8 protein-coding genes are annotated in these 16,842 nt (G+C 34.6%); 1 reads left to right on the top strand and 7 read right to left on the bottom strand.

The genetic code is table 11. The features are described from left to right. Window positions 1–97: 97 nt before the first annotated feature. The 3 genes from J0383_RS12145 to J0383_RS12135 form a co-directional block, all read right to left on the bottom strand. A complete protein-coding gene (locus J0383_RS12145; protein ID WP_207294314.1) occupies window positions 98–3,172 on the bottom strand; it encodes a DUF7507 domain-containing protein in 3,075 nt (1,024 codons plus the stop codon). A 163-nt stretch (window positions 3,173–3,335) separates the two neighbouring features. Then, window positions 3,336–7,400: a T9SS sorting signal type C domain-containing protein gene (locus tag J0383_RS12140; protein ID WP_207294313.1), complete on the bottom strand. Its 4,065-nt coding sequence runs from the start codon at window positions 7,398–7,400 to the stop codon at window positions 3,336–3,338. Window positions 7,401–7,799: 399 nt separating this feature from the next. Beyond that, window positions 7,800–8,276: a regulatory protein RecX gene (locus J0383_RS12135; RefSeq protein WP_207294312.1), complete on the bottom strand. Its 477-nt coding sequence runs from the start codon at window positions 8,274–8,276 to the stop codon at window positions 7,800–7,802. A 383-nt stretch (window positions 8,277–8,659) separates the two neighbouring features. Between J0383_RS12135 and J0383_RS12130 the strand changes: the two genes are divergently transcribed. Then, window positions 8,660–13,906: a T9SS sorting signal type C domain-containing protein gene (locus J0383_RS12130; protein WP_207294311.1), complete on the top strand. Its 5,247-nt coding sequence runs from the start codon at window positions 8,660–8,662 to the stop codon at window positions 13,904–13,906. A gap of 123 nt (window positions 13,907–14,029) precedes the next feature. Here the strand turns inward: J0383_RS12130 and J0383_RS12125 are convergent, their stop codons facing one another. The 4 genes from J0383_RS12125 to J0383_RS12110 all read right to left on the bottom strand — a co-directional run bounded on the left by J0383_RS12125 (window position 14,030) and on the right by J0383_RS12110 (window position 16,830). Beyond that, window positions 14,030–14,896, bottom strand: a complete 867-nt coding sequence (locus J0383_RS12125; protein ID WP_207294310.1) for a TraB/GumN family protein — start codon at window positions 14,894–14,896, stop codon at window positions 14,030–14,032. Window positions 14,897–15,167: 271 nt separating this feature from the next. Further along, window positions 15,168–15,806: an NAD(P)-dependent oxidoreductase gene (locus J0383_RS12120; protein ID WP_207294309.1), complete on the bottom strand. Its 639-nt coding sequence runs from the start codon at window positions 15,804–15,806 to the stop codon at window positions 15,168–15,170. Window positions 15,807–15,973: 167 nt separating this feature from the next. Beyond that, window positions 15,974–16,489, bottom strand: coding sequence for a hypothetical protein (locus J0383_RS12115; protein ID WP_207294308.1), 516 nt, complete (start codon window positions 16,487–16,489; stop codon window positions 15,974–15,976). Between the two features lie 59 nt (window positions 16,490–16,548). Continuing rightward, window positions 16,549–16,830 (bottom strand): F0F1 ATP synthase subunit epsilon, encoded by a 282-nt coding sequence (locus tag J0383_RS12110; protein ID WP_207294307.1) that lies wholly within the window; start codon window positions 16,828–16,830, stop codon window positions 16,549–16,551. Window positions 16,831–16,842 lie beyond the last annotated feature (12 nt).

Here is a 16,842-nt window from a genome sequence, read left to right as displayed (position 1 = left end):
TGCAAAATGTACACAATACCCACTTTTGGTGATTTTTTGAAAATAAAAAACTCCATTTATCAATTGACAAATGGAGTTTTTCTGTTTGGAAGTTGGTTTATTTAAAAATAATCTTTCGGGTTAACAGCGCATTGTTTTCAAGTACAGTTTTTACCACTAACACTTGATCTGCAGCCTGCAGGTTTGAAATTGAAAATTCAGCTGCCCCGATTTTCTTTTTACTGTAAAGAAGTTTTCCTGAAATATCATAAATGTTTACTTCTTTAATAGTTTCTTTTGAAGAAATAATTTTAATCGTTTTGTCTTTTACAGAAATCAATAATGCATCTTCTGTATTTTCAAAATCTCCTGTTCCTAAATTTTTATTGGTATAACGAAGAACGAAACGGTCTGTAAAAGTTCCTGTTTCGGTATTGAATTTATAATCCGAAGCTTTCAAATCATGAATGATATTTGCTTTTTTATCTTCAAGATAAATTGCTTGCTGGTTAAACAATCCGTCAGTATGATCAATTGCAATCGTAAATTCGCCTGCAACTGTAGCTTTATATCCCATTGGAACTACATCGGCATCATCAAACGGAAGTGCGCGCGCCTGAATGGTAAGTGATGTATTATCATTTATACTGTAAAAATCAATATAGGTATTACCATCAAGTGTAATGGCATCGTATTGTAAATCCCAATTGTTTGTTGCGCCTCCTGCATATCCTACCAAAGCTTGTTTGAAAGCCCCTTCAGCATTTGTAAAATTCAGCCAGATGCGATTTCTTTCTATAGCATTTGTATTGGCTGTTTTATAAAACTGAGTATTGTTTCCTGCCACACGCATAGTGTTGGTAAATGTAATACTGCTTCCAGATCCTGTATTGGTAAAGAATGCTTGTCCTGCAGAGATATAACCATTTGGTGCTGGAGAACCGCTGGCAGTTCCGGTAGATCCCAGTAAGTTAAACACTGCATAATCTGAAGCTGTATAATTGTAAATAGCATCTCCTGGCACCGATCCGCTTGGAGGCAGATTATGTGTCCAGAAATAAAGTGTTCCTATTGTACTGTTAGATGTAATTAATGAGGTCGCATCAATTGCAGATGGATACGGATTTCCAATTAAATTCCAGCTGTTTGGAGATACAGCGATGGTTGTGTTTCCATTATTAGGAACTCCAATAAATGAAGCTGAATAAACCGCCGGTGTTACAATACTAAAAGTTTGTGGTGCTCTTACAATATAGCCAGTTCCTTTTGCCATAGTCAATGTTCCGTTGTAATTTATTACCCATCCTGTACTTGGATTATAGCTGTAATATTTATCTCCTAATGTAGCAGGTGAAAGATTTGCCAGTGTAAAGGCAGGTGCAGCTGTAATTGGTGAAGACCAATAGGTATAGTCATAACGACGCACGGGCTGTGTATCTCTTCTATATGTAATATTTCCTGTATTGATATTGGTTCCTGTATTCGTTTGAACTAAACTTGAGTTATTGTTAAATACTAATGAAGCTCCTGAATTTACTGTTAATCCATTTACAATATTCAATGTAATCCCTGAAGGCACTACCATATTTACTGGAGAATTTATGGTGCATGAACACGCTGTTAAATCAGCTGTTATAGTATAGGCTCCTGTAAAAACTGCTCCTTTCGTTGAAGTTGGGGTACCATTTGACCAAGCTGTACCATTCCAAGTTGTTGAAGATTGGTCCGTGATAACTGCACTTGCACTTGCTGGTGATTTGCAACCTGTAGAATTGGTTACTCTAAAAGTGTATGTCCCGGCCGGAATACCTGTAATAGTTGCTGTTGTTCCGGTTCCAGTCGTAGTAACAAGACCTGGACTTCTTTCTACTGTCCAAGTTCCTGTTGATGGCAAATTATTTAATACTACTGTTCCTAAAGCGGTACAAGTTGTATTGGTAATTGTGCCAATTGTTGGTGGTGCTAGAAGATCAATTGTTGTTGCAATATTATCTGTATAGGTTTGCCCTGAAATATCTTCTACAATATTTAGTGAAGGATCTGTTCCGGTAACTTTTGCTGAATTTATAACTCTTCCTAAGTTCACATCGGCAGCTGTGATTGTATAGGTTCCTGTTACCGTAGCAGTTGCCCCGACTGCCAAACTGCTGATAGGATTTCCTGTAATGACTAATCCTGGCATTGGATCAGTAACATTAATATCGGTAATAGGCACCTCGCCTGTATTTTTGATATCAAAAGTATAATTGATCACATCACCTACTTTTCCGCAAGAGGCCATTGATGCTTTTTTAATTAAACTTAATTCTGCAATTTTTAATGAATTTGTATTGAATGCAATAAAAGCACAGTCTGAGCTTCCAGAAAAAGTAACTACAAAGCGATCCACCTGAGCAGCATTTGCAGATGTGATTCCGAATTCGCTGGTTTCAATTCCTAAGACACGAATATCTCTGGTTGAGGCTGCAGGAAAACCTACCGTTCCATCCATTTTAAACAAGTCAAGGCTGTATGTTCCAACTGCATTAACCGAATTAAAGTTTATCGATAATTCTGTTCCCACTGTATTTCCTAGTGCGTCAATAAATTTAAAAGTATCTGGTGTACTACCTCCCGGATCTGCAACCTGAGTTACAATTAAATCGGGAATTCCATCACCAAGACCTGAAAGATTTAGGTTATTGGTTCCAATTTTAAATTCAGCAGTTCCTGCTTTTATATTCGCAATTCCAGTTCCCAGAGTCAAGCCATTTGTACCATCTGTTAATCTTGAAGCGAGTTCTGCACCAGTTGCAGTAGATCCTGCTATTGGCGGCACTAATGTAGCTGTAGATGCAGATCCATCTATCATGGACCCTTGTAGAAAATACATACTCGATGTTGAACCTAAAGTCTGAATTTTTAAAGCTCTAAATCTTTGGGCGTTATAAGTAACACTATTATTATTCAAAATCGTGTTATTAACTCCAGTTGAATAAGTCGTACCATGCCATGTAAAAGCCAGCAGGTTATTAACATCATCTGGGCGGTTTCCTACTCCTGTTGTTGTAGTAGATGACCAATAACCTTTCCAGTCAGTGATAATTCTTGAAACGGTAGACTGTGCTGCCATTTCAAATGAGACTAGAAAGAAAAATAAAACTATACTTTTAAGAACTAAAGAACGGGCAAACAAAAGTAATTTCGGGGACATACAATTTGTAGTTTTGGTTTGATTTGGTTGTTTTTCACGGGGTTTGCTGCACATTTTTTGTCAGCATCAATTTGATCTTCTATTTAATTATTTATCTATTATTATAACATGGAAAAATCCGGCAGTAAAAAACTGTCGGATTTTTCTATTGATTATATTTTATTTACTTGAATATAACTTTCTTTGTCATGGTATGATTATTTTCAAGTATTACCTTCACTAATAAAATCTGGTCGCTTGACTGCAGATTCGAAATCTGTAGTTCTGTTGTTCCAACTTTATCTTTACCATATAGAAGCCTACCAGAGATATCGTATATAGTAACATCTTTTATATTTTCGGTTGATGTTAATTTGATTACTTTATTTTTTACAGAAACTAAAAGTTCATTATCAAAATTTTCAAAATCATCAGTTCCTAATGTTTTACCAGTGTATCGTAATACAAAACGATCTCCAAAAGTTCCGGCTTCAGTTTTAAATTTATAATCACCAGTTTTTAAATCGTAAATAGTATTAGTTGTTTTATCTTCTAGATATACGCCTTGATCTTTGAACAATCCATCTACGTGGTCAATTGCGATCGTAAATTCACCAGCAACTGTTGTTTTATATCCAAGCGGCACTAAATCACTATTTTCAAATGGTAAAGAACGTCCTTGAATAGTCAATTCAGTACTATTGTTAATACTGTAGAAATCTACGTAGGTATTACCGCTTATCGTCATTGCATCATAATTTGTATCCCAATTATTAGTAGCCCCATCCATATAACCTACCAAAGTTTGTTTGAATGCTCCTTCAGCGTTAGCGAAGTTCAACCAGATACGGTTTTTTGCAGTTGCTGCTGTTTTAAAGAACTGATTATTGTTTCCTGCCAAACGCATATTGTTTGTAAATGTGATAGGGTTGTTGGTGCTTGCTACAAAGAAAAAAGCTTGTCCTGATGCAATTTTTCCTGTAGGGGCTGGCGAACCTGTACTTGTTCCTGTACCTCCTGTTAAATTATACACTGCGTAATCATTTGCAGTATAATTGTATTTTGCATCTCCAGCCACAGCGCTGCTTGGAGCAGAATTGTGAGTCCAGAAATATAACGATCCTACATTGCTGTTGGCTGCCATAAGTTTATCTGCATCAAGAGCTGATGGATATGGATTACCCATTAAATTCCATCTATTTCCTGCTGGCGTTACTGTAATATCACCATTATTTGGAACTCCAATGAAAGAAGCTGTATATACTGCCGGGGTAGTAATGTTATAGGTCTGTGGTGCTCTTACAATGTATCCTTGGCCAGGAGCCATAATCTGCGTTCCGTTATAATTAATTATCCATCCTGTATTTGGATCGTAGCTGTAATATTTATCACCTAATGTTGCTGGAGATAATTTTGCCAGTGTAAAGTTTGATGCCAATGTTACTGGAGAAGACCAATAGGTAAAATCATAACGACGTACTGGCGCTGTATTTCTTAGCAATTCAAATGAAGTTGTAGTTCCTGAATATGCTGTAGCTGCTGTATTGGTTTGTAATAATGATCCGTTGTTTTGAACTTGCAGTTTTCCTGTTCCGTTTACCGTTATTGTTTCATCTACAGTTAAAGTTCTATTTGCAGGAATTGCGAAGGTAACTCCTGTATCAACGGTACATGAACAAACTTGTAAGTCAGAACCTAGCGTTGTATTAGCGCTAATTCTAATAGAAGTATCAGTTGCAATACTGCCCGATCCGTTATAAACTGTTGGAGTATCAATGAAATTTATAGCAATGTTAGCATCTCCTCCATCTTCTCTAAGGCGAACTTCTACTTTAGAATTTTTATTTAATTGATAAGTAGTTCCACCATTTATGATGGTTGATGTTCCAGTATATGAACTTTGAGTAAAGATTTTAGTTCCATCAATATAAATTTCTCCAACATCATCGCAATTTACTAATTGAATCTGATAGCGACCACAAGGGAACCCTTGACGTTTTAATGTTAATGTAAATTGATCTACTCCAATTGGAGCTCCTTGCCAGCTTGAAGCATCAGATGGTGATCCAGTTCTTGTCCAAAAAGTTTGTGTATTGATATTTACATTGTTATCAACATATAATCCGGCATATGCATAAGAAGGTAACGCTATATTAGCTACTGAAAAACCATATGCATTCCATTTGTTATCTCCGTAAGGAAGTGAAACATCTCCTTTTATTTCACCATATGAAAATGCAACTCTTGAACTACCGTCGTTTTCATAATACTCTAAAATAAAGTTATGAGTTCCTGCAGTAAGATTAACTTGTGCCGCATAAGTTACATAACTATGTATACTATAATTAGTTGTTGGAGTTACATTTACTAAAGTTCCATCGATATACAATCTTACACCATCATCTCCACCAATCGTAAAATTGTAAGTCCCTGCAGTTGTTGTTGTCTGCATTTTATAACGAACAAAGAAATAATCAGAAGGAGGAGTATCACAAGTAATATTTCGGGTCAAACCATTTACTTGACCTGTTCCAACACTTCTGTCAAAAATACGGTTTTCTGTTACTGTTCCTATATAAGTTGATGTAGACGAAATTGGTAAAGTGGTTGGAGTAGCTGGATTTGGAGTAGCACCTGTCCAATTATAAACATATCCAATCCAAGAGTTTACACCAAAACTTGTTTGGTCACCAGTAGGAGTACAAGTTACAATTTCATCTGCACCCATAAATGGTTTTACTCTTGCATCACCATCAATATCTGTTGTTATTCCAGCAATTGTTGTTCCTGTCAATGTATTATTTGCTGCAACATTTTGTAAATGAAAGTTTGTAGCAGAAACAAAAGTAGGCGCTAAAATTACAGAGTTTGAATCAGATACTGCTGTATTCCAAGCTGGAAATCCTGATGCACCAGTCCCTATGTATTCAGTTCCACCTATTCTGTTTGAAAAAGAGTTAGTACTATTCGTAACATAATAGTCATTATTACTTACCGATGATAAAGTTCCGCCATTATTAAAAATAGCATATTGTCTATTAGATTGTGAATTAATTAAAATATTATTTCTAACATTTATACCAGAGCCGCCTGTTATATATAAACATGAAGCATATGTTGTACTTGTCGGCGCACCACTAGCAATTATTGTATTATAATATATATTTGTAGCACTTCCTGATGTTACAAAAATATTATTCCCTTTATTATAAAAATTTCCACCTGAATCTGCTACAGTCTTATATACATTACTAATAATATTGTTAGTAATAGTAGTTGTACTCGTTGATTTAACCAAAATACCCGCTGTAAAATAACTGTTGTCGGAAAGTATATTTGCAATATCATTAATTACATTCCCAATAATTGATCCAGAACTTGTTCCTAAAAGTATGATTGCTGCTGCATCATTTGATTGATTTACAGTATTTCTAATTCCTGAAATTGTATTACCGGAAATTTCATAATTTAAAGCATTAGAAATATACAGTCCTCTAATTGGTTTTTCAGCATCAACTGTACTACCAATATTGTTTCCCTGTATTTTCCAGTTAAGTGGTGATCTTGAGGCTGTACTATTTCCATTAATATAAATTGCATCTTTAACGTTAGTCATGTCATTATTGACAATATTCACATTTGAGTTTGCAGCAGTATTTACTTGAACATCGATTGAATTATTCCCTCCTGTACCATTATTTCCCGAATATACTCCTGTTAAAAGCGTTACTCCTTGATTACGAGTTGAAAATTTAAGAATACTATTTTTGATTGTTATGTTTGAAGAACCTGTTGATCCATTATTAGCAATCCAAATAATAGACCTATCCGTATAATTTAAATTATCATTATTTAACAACGTCAAATTTTTAGTACTTGCTGTAGAGTTACTACCGTCGATTATCACATTACTGACTCCATTAAACATAAATACAGCTGGAATTCCTGTGTATCCATTTGGCATATTTGCTGTAATCGTAATATCCTTTGATGCATTAGGTTTAATGGTCAAAGTATTCACCGCACTACTGCCCGCGAATTGATCAATAACAATTGTTGATGTTACAGTTTGATTTTCATTCAACAAAAACCTAACAGGTCCAGTAACACCACCTGCTTTTATTGCAGCCACTGCACTAATCAATGTTGGATAATTGCCACCACTACCGATTATATAATCCCCATTAAGAGCTTGTGCATCACCCAAAAAAGGTATTAATAACAAAAATAAAAGTAAAGTTTTTTTCATACTAGATGTTTTTCTATCAGGTTGTTATGCTGGCATAACGAATATAACCAAGCAAATATAGACACATCTACGTGATGGATTTAAAAGTGGTTTTTAGAATGACCATATAATCGATAAACCGACAAAATACTCGATGAATTACATAATAAATCTGGGTATTTTATGGAATTTCTTATAAAAAAATTTAACTAAAAATAGGAAAAATCCGTAATAAGAGCGTTTTTTTACGCTTTGAAAAAATAAAATCGTCGGAAAAACGTCTAGTTTGATGAAAAAGTGACAGAAAAGTAATATTTCACAACAAAAAGTCATTTTTTATTCCGTAAGGAATTTAGGATATTTTCGACTCGATTTATGGTAAAAGAAGGATAAATTTCATTAACTGTTTTTTGAAAAATTTCAGGATTTATTTCCTTCTAATTCTTTAACCTTTTCATAAACTAAATTGCTTTCATATCCTCTTCGAAGCATATAATCACAAAATTTTTTGCGTTTTTTTAGATTGTTTTTTTCCGAAATAGAATTCCAGCATCTTTCAGAAAGATTTTCAAAAGTATCTGAATATTCCTCAGCAGAAATTTGTTTAAGAGCCAACGTGATATTTGTCGAAGAAATATTTCGCATTTTAAGCTCATTTGTAATCCTGATTTTACCCCAATGTTTAATTCTATGTTTTCCTCTTGCAAAGCTGCAGGCAAATCTTGTTTCATTCAAAAAGTTATTCTCAATCAATTGAACTACAATAAGATCAATCTCATCAGGAGTCATTTTAAGCGTGTATAGCTTAGCCACAACTTCATCATGACAGCGTTCTTGATACGCACAAAAACGTTCTAACTTCTGTAAGGCTTGTTGTGGTGTAAAAAATGAATCCATGTGTATTTTCTCGCTTTTTAACTATTAATGATAAAAATAAACAAACAACTGTTAAATTTTAAGATAAAATATTCACTTTTCTTAAAAACCATTTTTTGAAGAGTTGTTTTTTATTCCAAATTGTAATAATTTTGTGGGTAAATTCTGTTTGTTAAACTGTGTAAATCATTGAACAGTTATTAATAAGAATTTAACCCCAAAATTACATATTAAGTTTTAGACAGAAAACTTAAAGTTTTTTTACCCCCCAAATCCAAAACAAAAACTTAAATACCATGCCTACTATGATTAGAAAACTACTTTGGTTCGTTTATTCATTTTTATTTTACCCCAAATCTATTAGCAAAAAAATTTTTGTTCCTCATTTAAAGCTGATTTGCTTAATGATGTTCTTTTTTGTTTCATTTTCTAACGCCGCAAATAGATATTCTGTTGCAAACGGAAATTGGAATTCTACTGCAACATGGTCAATTTCTTCCGGAGGAGCTTCTGGAGCAAGTGTTCCTGTAGCAGGAGATGTTGTATATATTGAAGGGCATTCAATCGTTGTAACTGCGAATGCAGCTTGTAGCTCTATAACATTTAGGGGAAATGCAAATACATTAACCGTTAATACTGGAATTATTTTAACGGTAGCTACAAGTGGAGCTATCATACATGAATCATCAGCTTCAAGCTCTCGAACAGTAACTTTAGCTGGAGCAGGGACAATAAATTGTAGTTCGATAACCGTCGGTAGCAATGTCAATCCAAATTCTGCTATTGGTACTACCATTAACTCAACTATTTCAAATTTAAATGTAAGTGGAAATTTAACACTCGATAGTAGAAGAAATAGTGGAAACCTTTGTAATGCAACATTTAATCTTCAAAGTGGCATATTGGATCTTGATGGACAAATAATCTCTAACAATGAACACGCAAACAATAACTCCACATTTTCAAATGCAACTGGAGCACAATCAGGGACTTTATTATTAAGTGCAGCAACCCCTTTCAGTTTAAGTGGAACAGGGACAAATACCATAACATTGAATGGAAGCAATTCGATTGTGAATTACGATAGAGCTGGAAATCAAACAGTGTACTCAACCACATATAATAACCTGACTATATCAGGAGGAAGTGGGACTAAAACTTTAAGCACTGCAATAACAGTTACATCTAATGTAACTATAGGAAATGGAGTAACATTTGCAACAAACAATTATAATTTAACCATAGGAAGCAACTTTACAAGCACTGGCACATTTACTCCAGGAACAGGCACAGTTACTTTAAATGGAACAGATCAATCATTTAACGTACCTAATTTCAATAACCTAACTTTTTCAGGAAGCGGAACGAAAACTTTTGCTTCTAGCGGTGCGACTTCAATAGCTAATAGTTTAATTATCAATTCTGGGGTTACTGCTAATTTAGGTACTCAAACACACAACGCTAACATCTTATCTTTAGGCGGTACTCAAGTTTTACCAGGTTCTTGGGGAAGTACAAGTTCACCGGCAACCTATAAAAACAACACTTATTTCACCGCAACAACAGGCCAGATCAATGTATCATCAAGTACTTGTACTTCATTTTCAACAGTTTCACCTATTACTTCTGTAAAATTTAATACGCTTGACAATACAACATCTGCTTCAAGCACGGTTTCTTACGAAAGTTTTCCAGCTTCTACTACTACAACCACTGTAAGTACAGGCCAGTATTATGCATTAACTGTAAAAGGAAATACAACTGGAGACAGAAACGGATATTATACTGCTTTTTTTGATTGGAATGGAGATGGAGATTTTGCAGATGCCGGAGAAGGACCATTTCAAATTGGAACAATAAACAATTCTTCAGGTATAGATAGTAAAGCGACCTCAGTATACATTCAAATTCCATCAACAGCAACGGGTACCAATATAAGTATGCGTATTATTGGACTTGTGGGATCAGGAACTTATAACTCAACACCCTGCACTGTAAGCACTGGTATTGGGCAGGTTGAAGATTATGTAATTACACTTCAATCAGGATGTTCACTACCAGCAGGTGTCAGCACATTATCGACAAGTACTTCTGTCTGCCCAAATATTCCTTTTACACTTTCTTTAGGAAGCACATTTACAGACAATACTACCTATACATGGCAGACTTCGCCTGATGGCAATGCTTGGACAAATGCTACACCGGCTCCAACAACATTTTTTAATAACGATTTCACAACTGCACAATCTGCCAATACAACTGTAGGAAATATAAGTTTGTATGGGAATGACACTTCAGTAACAGGAGGCGAATTATTTTTAACTCAAAACAATGGAAGTTATCTTGGAGGTTTTTTAATTAATGCTACTCCAGGAACAAATCAAAATGCTTTTTCAGCTTCTTTCGACTATAAGATATATGGAGGAAGTGGAGCTGACGGATTAAGTTTAAGCTATGCTGGAAATATCGCCAACAATGCAGGTGGCGGTGAAAGCGGTGAAGGTTCTGGAATCGTTTTACAACTTGATACTTACGATAATGAAGGCGTTGCTACTGGCAGCCGTGTAAGAATACTTTATAATGGTTATTCGATATTTAATTCTGCAATAAATGTTCCGTTTAATTTAAGAACTTCAACGGCACGAAATGTTGTAATGTCTGTAGATTCAAATGGCAGATTAACTGTAACTATTGGAGGTACTGTTATTGTTTCTAAATTAACTTTACCTGCTAGTTATCTTACAGATGACAAATCGAACTGGAAATTTAAATTTTCTGCTCGAAATGGAGGATCAACAGATATACATGTAATTGACAATGTTAGAATTCAGTTTTTAGATGTTGCAAATTCTAATGCTACTTTCACCACATCGCAAACCACAAAAACGTATTACCGTGCAGTAGTCACTTGTGGTGCTTCTTCGATAAATTCAACGCCAGTTTTTGTAGACATGACTTCCGCTGTTATTACAACACAGCCTACGGCTCCAACAGCGGTTTGTTCTGGTAATGGTGTTCGAACTATTTCAGTTACAGCAACAGGATCAAGTTTAGCTTATTCTTGGAGATTTAATGGAAATCCCATAACGAATGGTGGAGTATTTAGCGGAGCAACTACAAATACACTTACTATAACAAATCCATTAGCCGCAAATGCTGGTAATTATAGCGTTGTGGTTACTGGGGCATGTTCATCAAGCGTAACTTCAAATGCTGTGGCACTTACAGTAAATGCATTACCTACTCCAACATTTACAGCACAACCCGGTTCTCCAACTTGTGTGGGAACAGATGCTACTTATACAACTCAATCTGGCATGACCAATTATGTTTGGGGATTCCCAGGGGTTTTAAATACCAATTACAGCATTATTTCTGGTGGTTCAACAAATGACAATACTGTTACTTTACGATATTTAACTGCAGGAAGCAAAACCGTAACTATTAATTATACAAATGGAAATGGTTGTACGGCAACTGCTGCGACTTCATCCAATGCAATTACTGTAAACGCTTTACCTGTTATTACAACACAGCCACAAGCTTTGGCACTTTGCGAAGGACAAAACGGAAGTTTTACTGTTACAACTTCAGCGTCTAGTCCAACTTATCAATGGGAATATTCAAATAGCGCATCTGGTCCTTGGACTATAACAAACGGAGCTGCAGGAGTAAGCGGACATAATACGGCTACTTTGGCATTGACAAGCGTTCAGTTAGGTTATTCAGGATACTATGTTCGCTGTACAGTAACAAGTGCAACTTGTAGTACAATATCAAATGTTGTAATGTTAACGGTAAATCCATTACCAGCTGCTCCTTCAGCAGGAACCACAACAAATGAAACTTGTACAGTGCAAGGTTCAGTGGTTTTATCAAATCTTCCTGCCGGAAGCTGGACAATCAATCAGTCAGGATCTAGCTCAAGAACAATTTCTGGATCAGGAAACACCTACACTGTGACTGGTTTGGCTGCCGGAACCTATACTTTTACGGTTTCAAATGGGACTTGTACTTCAACATCAACTGCTTCTGTGGTAATCTCGGACAGCACAACGGCAACATGGAATGGTGCTGCATGGGTTGGCGGAGTAACTCCAGATAACACAAAACGAATTGTCATTACTTCTGCAGCAAGTCAGCCATTTACTGCAAACACAACAGGCTGTTCTTTAACCATTAATGCGGGTGTAAATGTAGTAGTTCCTGCAGGTGTTACTTTAACCATTACAAATGCAGTAACTACAAATGGTTCATTAACCTTCAATAATAATTCTAGTTTAGTACAAACTACAAATGCTATTAACACAGGGAATATCACTTATCTACGAAATACACAACAAGTACGCCGATATGATTTTACCTATTGGTCTTCGCCTGTTACAGCAACACCTGCCTTTACACTGGCAAATCTTTCACCAGCAACATTAGGAGATAAGTATTACAGCTTTAATCCAAGTTCAGGATGGGTAATAAATTACAACGGAACATTACCAATGGAAAAAGGAATAGGTTATATCGTAAGAGCACCGCAGACTTTTGACATTGTAAACTCGTCAATTTACACGGCATCTTTTGTGGGAGTTCCTAATAATGGAGATGTTACTATTCCAGCAGCTTCAAACAGCTGGAATTTAATTGGTAATCCGTATCCATCCGCTATCGATGCTAATTTACTTATGAGTTCAAACAGCAATATTGGATCTCTTTATTTCTGGATGCACAATTCACCTCCAAATGGTTCTGTTGTAGGAGATGCCAAATACAATTATACCGCAAATGATTACGCTGTTTTCAATGCTACAGGTGGGGTTACAACTTCAAATCCTGCACAAACACCAACAGGCTTTATTGCTGCTGGACAAGCTTTCTTTAGCAACACTGGAGTTGGAACCAACATTACCTTTACAAACAATATGCGCGTTTCTGGAAACAATAGCCAGTTTTACAAACCAGCAACTACTAACAGCATTGAAAAAAATCGTATCTGGCTGAATATTTCCAACAAAGAAGGCGCTTTCAAACAAACCCTGCTTGGCTATGTAAGCGGTGCAACAAACAACTGGGATTTACAATATGATGCTATTACACTGGATGGAAATGCCTATATTGATTTTTACAGTATCAATGACAATACATCACTTACTATTCAGGCGCGTGCACTTCCTTTTGAAAACAACGATGTAGTTCCAATGGGATATAAAACTACTGTAGCTGGTGAATTTACGATTGCAATTGACCATACTGACGGATTATTTAACGATCAGGCTATTTATCTTGAGGATAAAAAAACCAATGCTATTCATGATCTGAAAGCTTCTGATTATAAATTCAATACTGCAGCAGGAACTTTCGCAGATCGTTTCACGTTGCGTTACACCAATAAAAATTTAGGAACAGGAGATTTCGAAAATGCTGAATACGGATTGTTGATTTCTGTAAAAGATAAAGTTATTAAAGCAACTTCTTCAAAAGAAAACATTACAGAAATTACGGTTTACGATGTTACAGGAAAACTTCTTTATAACAGAAAGAAAATCGGGGCAGCTGAATTTTCAATTTCAAATCTACTGGCAGCTGATCAAGTATTAGTGGTAAAAGCCGCACTTGAAAACAATGCTCAGATAACCCGAAAGATTATTTTTAAATAATACCAACTTCCAAAAAAGAAAAACTCCATTTGTCAATTGATAAATGGAGTTTTTTAATGCTTACAAATGAATGATTTAGTCTTGTTATCTGACCATTTGAAAATTCATGATCATCTTCAAAATCTATTTGTTCAGAACAGGTTTAACAGTATAACCTAAATTGCGCAATAGATTAATAACCCCAAATTCTCCCGCTAAATGCGCCGATCCAAATGCGAAAAACACACTTTGTTTTTTCATTAAATCTGGCATAATTTTTACCCAGTTCACATTCCTTTCATCGAGAATAATTTTCTTGGTTTTATTGCTGGTATATTTTATATCAGTAGCAACATCATACATTCCCTTAACATTTTCAGATTTATATTCAGAAACCAATTTATCTGTTTCTTCCAAAGTCGATTCATCAAGCATATTGATCATTTCATCATTTGTATAAGCTCCTTCTAGAATTGCAAATTGAGATTTTACAGTTTCTAATCCACCAATTTCAATATTTCTCTTCTTAGCTTGTTCTGTAAATTCCATTTCGTAAAATTTCAAATCCAAACAACCAAAAGTTTTCATAGAAATCAAACTCATTACAGTCAGCAAATTAAAACTATCAACTTGTTTTACAGACATTCCGGTCGTTTTCTTCAAAATAGCTTCTAGCTTATTCAATTGCTCTGGACTTAATTTTTTACTTAAAGGCTCTTTGCCCATTGCCAGCTGCTGCATTTCAGAAAATTCTTTGGGATCAGCAACATTAATTTCTAAAACCAATTTTTCAGATGCTTCGAAAGCTTTTTTTGTTTTATCCGAAAGAAAATAATCCGATGAGCAGATCATATGTATCGTTCCATACAAATAAGAAGGCTTTGAAAGTCCGTTTCCAGAAACTTCCCATAAGAGTGAATCTTCAGTTTTCATAGGTTCTGATTGAGCAATCATTTTTGAACCCAAAAACATCATTAAAAAAACAGCAAATAGATTAAATATATTTTTCATTTTGTACTCAGTAATTAAATTAAAAATTATTGATTTAGTTAATTATGTAGTGTAAGTAATCAAAATTTAAAAACGTTACAAAATTTCTTCCCTATGATTAATGAAGTTCTACTCAAAAACATCTTTTCTTTTGATATAAGCTTAAAAATTATTAAAACCATCTTCTTGCCGCTTAGAAGAAAATTAATTCCATTTTAGGCTTTAATTAAGCTTTTGCATTTTAAATTTAAAAAGTCGGTATGAAGTTCATACCGACTTTTGAATTTATAATTTATACTTCACTAATAAATGGCGACTGCCTGATAAAATTTTCTTCAACCATTTCCTTAATCATAAATGAAGAAATATTGAAAGCACTAATTTTATCACCAAGACAATCTTCTAGATTCACAGAAATTTCAGAATTGCGATCCGTAAATTCAATTAGTGGAACGCGAACCTGAGTCCACTTGACAGCACTTGCTTCTAAAATATCATAGGTTTTCTGACGGTCATTCTGGATTTCTGGAAAATTAGTTTTCATCCAATCTGTAGCCATCATTGTTTTAGGACTTTTTTTATCGAAAGGAGTATCGATATTAAGACCTGCTAAAATCAAATATCGGTCAATACCATATTCCTTCATAGCATGTAGTACATTTTTTGTCGCCTGACTTGCTACCATTGGTTCGCCCGGTCTTTGACCAATTGTACTCAATACAGCCTGACAATTGTTTAACAGCAAAGAAATAGATTCTTCATAAATGGCATCACCTTTAATAATTTCGAGCTGTGGATTTTGAACAGTAAAATTATCTGGATTTCTTACTAATGCTTTAACACTAAATCCTTGATGCAATAACTGGTTTACAAGAAATTGCCCAGTTCTTCCCGCGCCGCCAAGAACAGCGACTTTTGATATATTTTTCATAAATATTCTTATAAAATTTGACATAAAATAATTGCGCTTCATATACATATGAAACGAAAACATAAAAGCTTACTGAGCTTTTAAAAAGGATCAAATATTTTATAAAGAGATTCTAATACCTCAAAAGTAAAAAATAAAAAAGCCAAACAAAACGTTTGACTTTCAAATTATTGTATTTTTTCTTTTTCCACCCATTTAAAATTCCCTTTTTCTGTCGCATCAAGCAAATCAACCTGTAAACCATCGGCTATTTTTAATGCATAATTAAATGCCGAGTCTAAATCTAAATGAACAGAAATAGATTTTTTCTTTGTTGAGGATAACCAAACATATATCTCGAAATCTCTATCTGAGTAATTTTTATAAACAGATACATATTGAACATTTTCAAAAACAGAATCTTTAGATAAAGGAATTTTAAATAAAGTAAAATTAAAAGTAACTCTTTTGAGATCAGAATTTGTGTAAACTCGTTTTGTAAAAGTGAGTCCGCCCGCACACACCAGTATAAAAAAAGTCGCTAAAACGAATTTCAAAGCATCGATTACTTTTCCTAAATAAAAAAGATCAATGGTTTTCAAAAACATTGAAACTGCAAAACAATATAATGGTAAGGCAATTAGAAAATGCCAAAAAGGTCTTTTTGAAATATACACTAACTGATTAAATTCTTGTTTTTTCATCTATCCAAATAAAAAAGCCAAACAAAAATGTTTGGCTTTTCAATTTATTTTAAACTGCTTTAGTCAACTAAAACAATTATTTTATTGTCTTTCATTTCGATAGTACCTGACGTAATTTCTAATGTATAGGTTTGGTCATTAACTTTCGTAAATTTATCTGCTACCTCTTTAGAAAAATTAAAGCTTGGAGCTGCAATTTTAATCGTTCCTTTTTCTAAAATAGAAACAATAGGTGCGTGATGATTTAAAATCTGGAAGCTTCCGTCAACTCCTGGCAAAGTAACCGAAGTAACTTCTCCTGAAAATAATTTCGCTTCTGGTGATACTATTTCTAAAATCATATTTTTTTTTAG

Source organism: Flavobacterium endoglycinae (assembly GCF_017352115.1).
Lineage (GTDB): Bacteria > Bacteroidota > Bacteroidia > Flavobacteriales > Flavobacteriaceae > Flavobacterium > Flavobacterium endoglycinae.
The sequence above is the reverse complement of the archived record's forward strand: the minus strand, read 5'-3'. Positions and strand labels throughout refer to the sequence as shown.

Excerpts from the sequence above, each read along its gene's own strand:
- J0383_RS12145 (WP_207294314.1), bottom strand. The coding sequence starts at position 3,172 with ATGTCCCCGAAATTACTTTTGTTTGCCCGTTCTTTAGTTCTTAAAAGT.
- J0383_RS12140 (WP_207294313.1), bottom strand. The coding sequence starts at position 7,400 with ATGAAAAAAACTTTACTTTTATTTTTGTTATTAATACCTTTTTTGGGT.
- J0383_RS12135 (WP_207294312.1), bottom strand. The coding sequence starts at position 8,276 with ATGGATTCATTTTTTACACCACAACAAGCCTTACAGAAGTTAGAACGT.
- J0383_RS12130 (WP_207294311.1), top strand. The coding sequence starts at position 8,660 with ATGATGTTCTTTTTTGTTTCATTTTCTAACGCCGCAAATAGATATTCT.
- J0383_RS12125 (WP_207294310.1), bottom strand. The coding sequence starts at position 14,896 with ATGAAAAATATATTTAATCTATTTGCTGTTTTTTTAATGATGTTTTTG.
- J0383_RS12120 (WP_207294309.1), bottom strand. The coding sequence starts at position 15,806 with ATGAAAAATATATCAAAAGTCGCTGTTCTTGGCGGCGCGGGAAGAACT.
- J0383_RS12115 (WP_207294308.1), bottom strand. The coding sequence starts at position 16,489 with ATGAAAAAACAAGAATTTAATCAGTTAGTGTATATTTCAAAAAGACCT.
- J0383_RS12110 (WP_207294307.1), bottom strand. The coding sequence starts at position 16,830 with ATGATTTTAGAAATAGTATCACCAGAAGCGAAATTATTTTCAGGAGAA.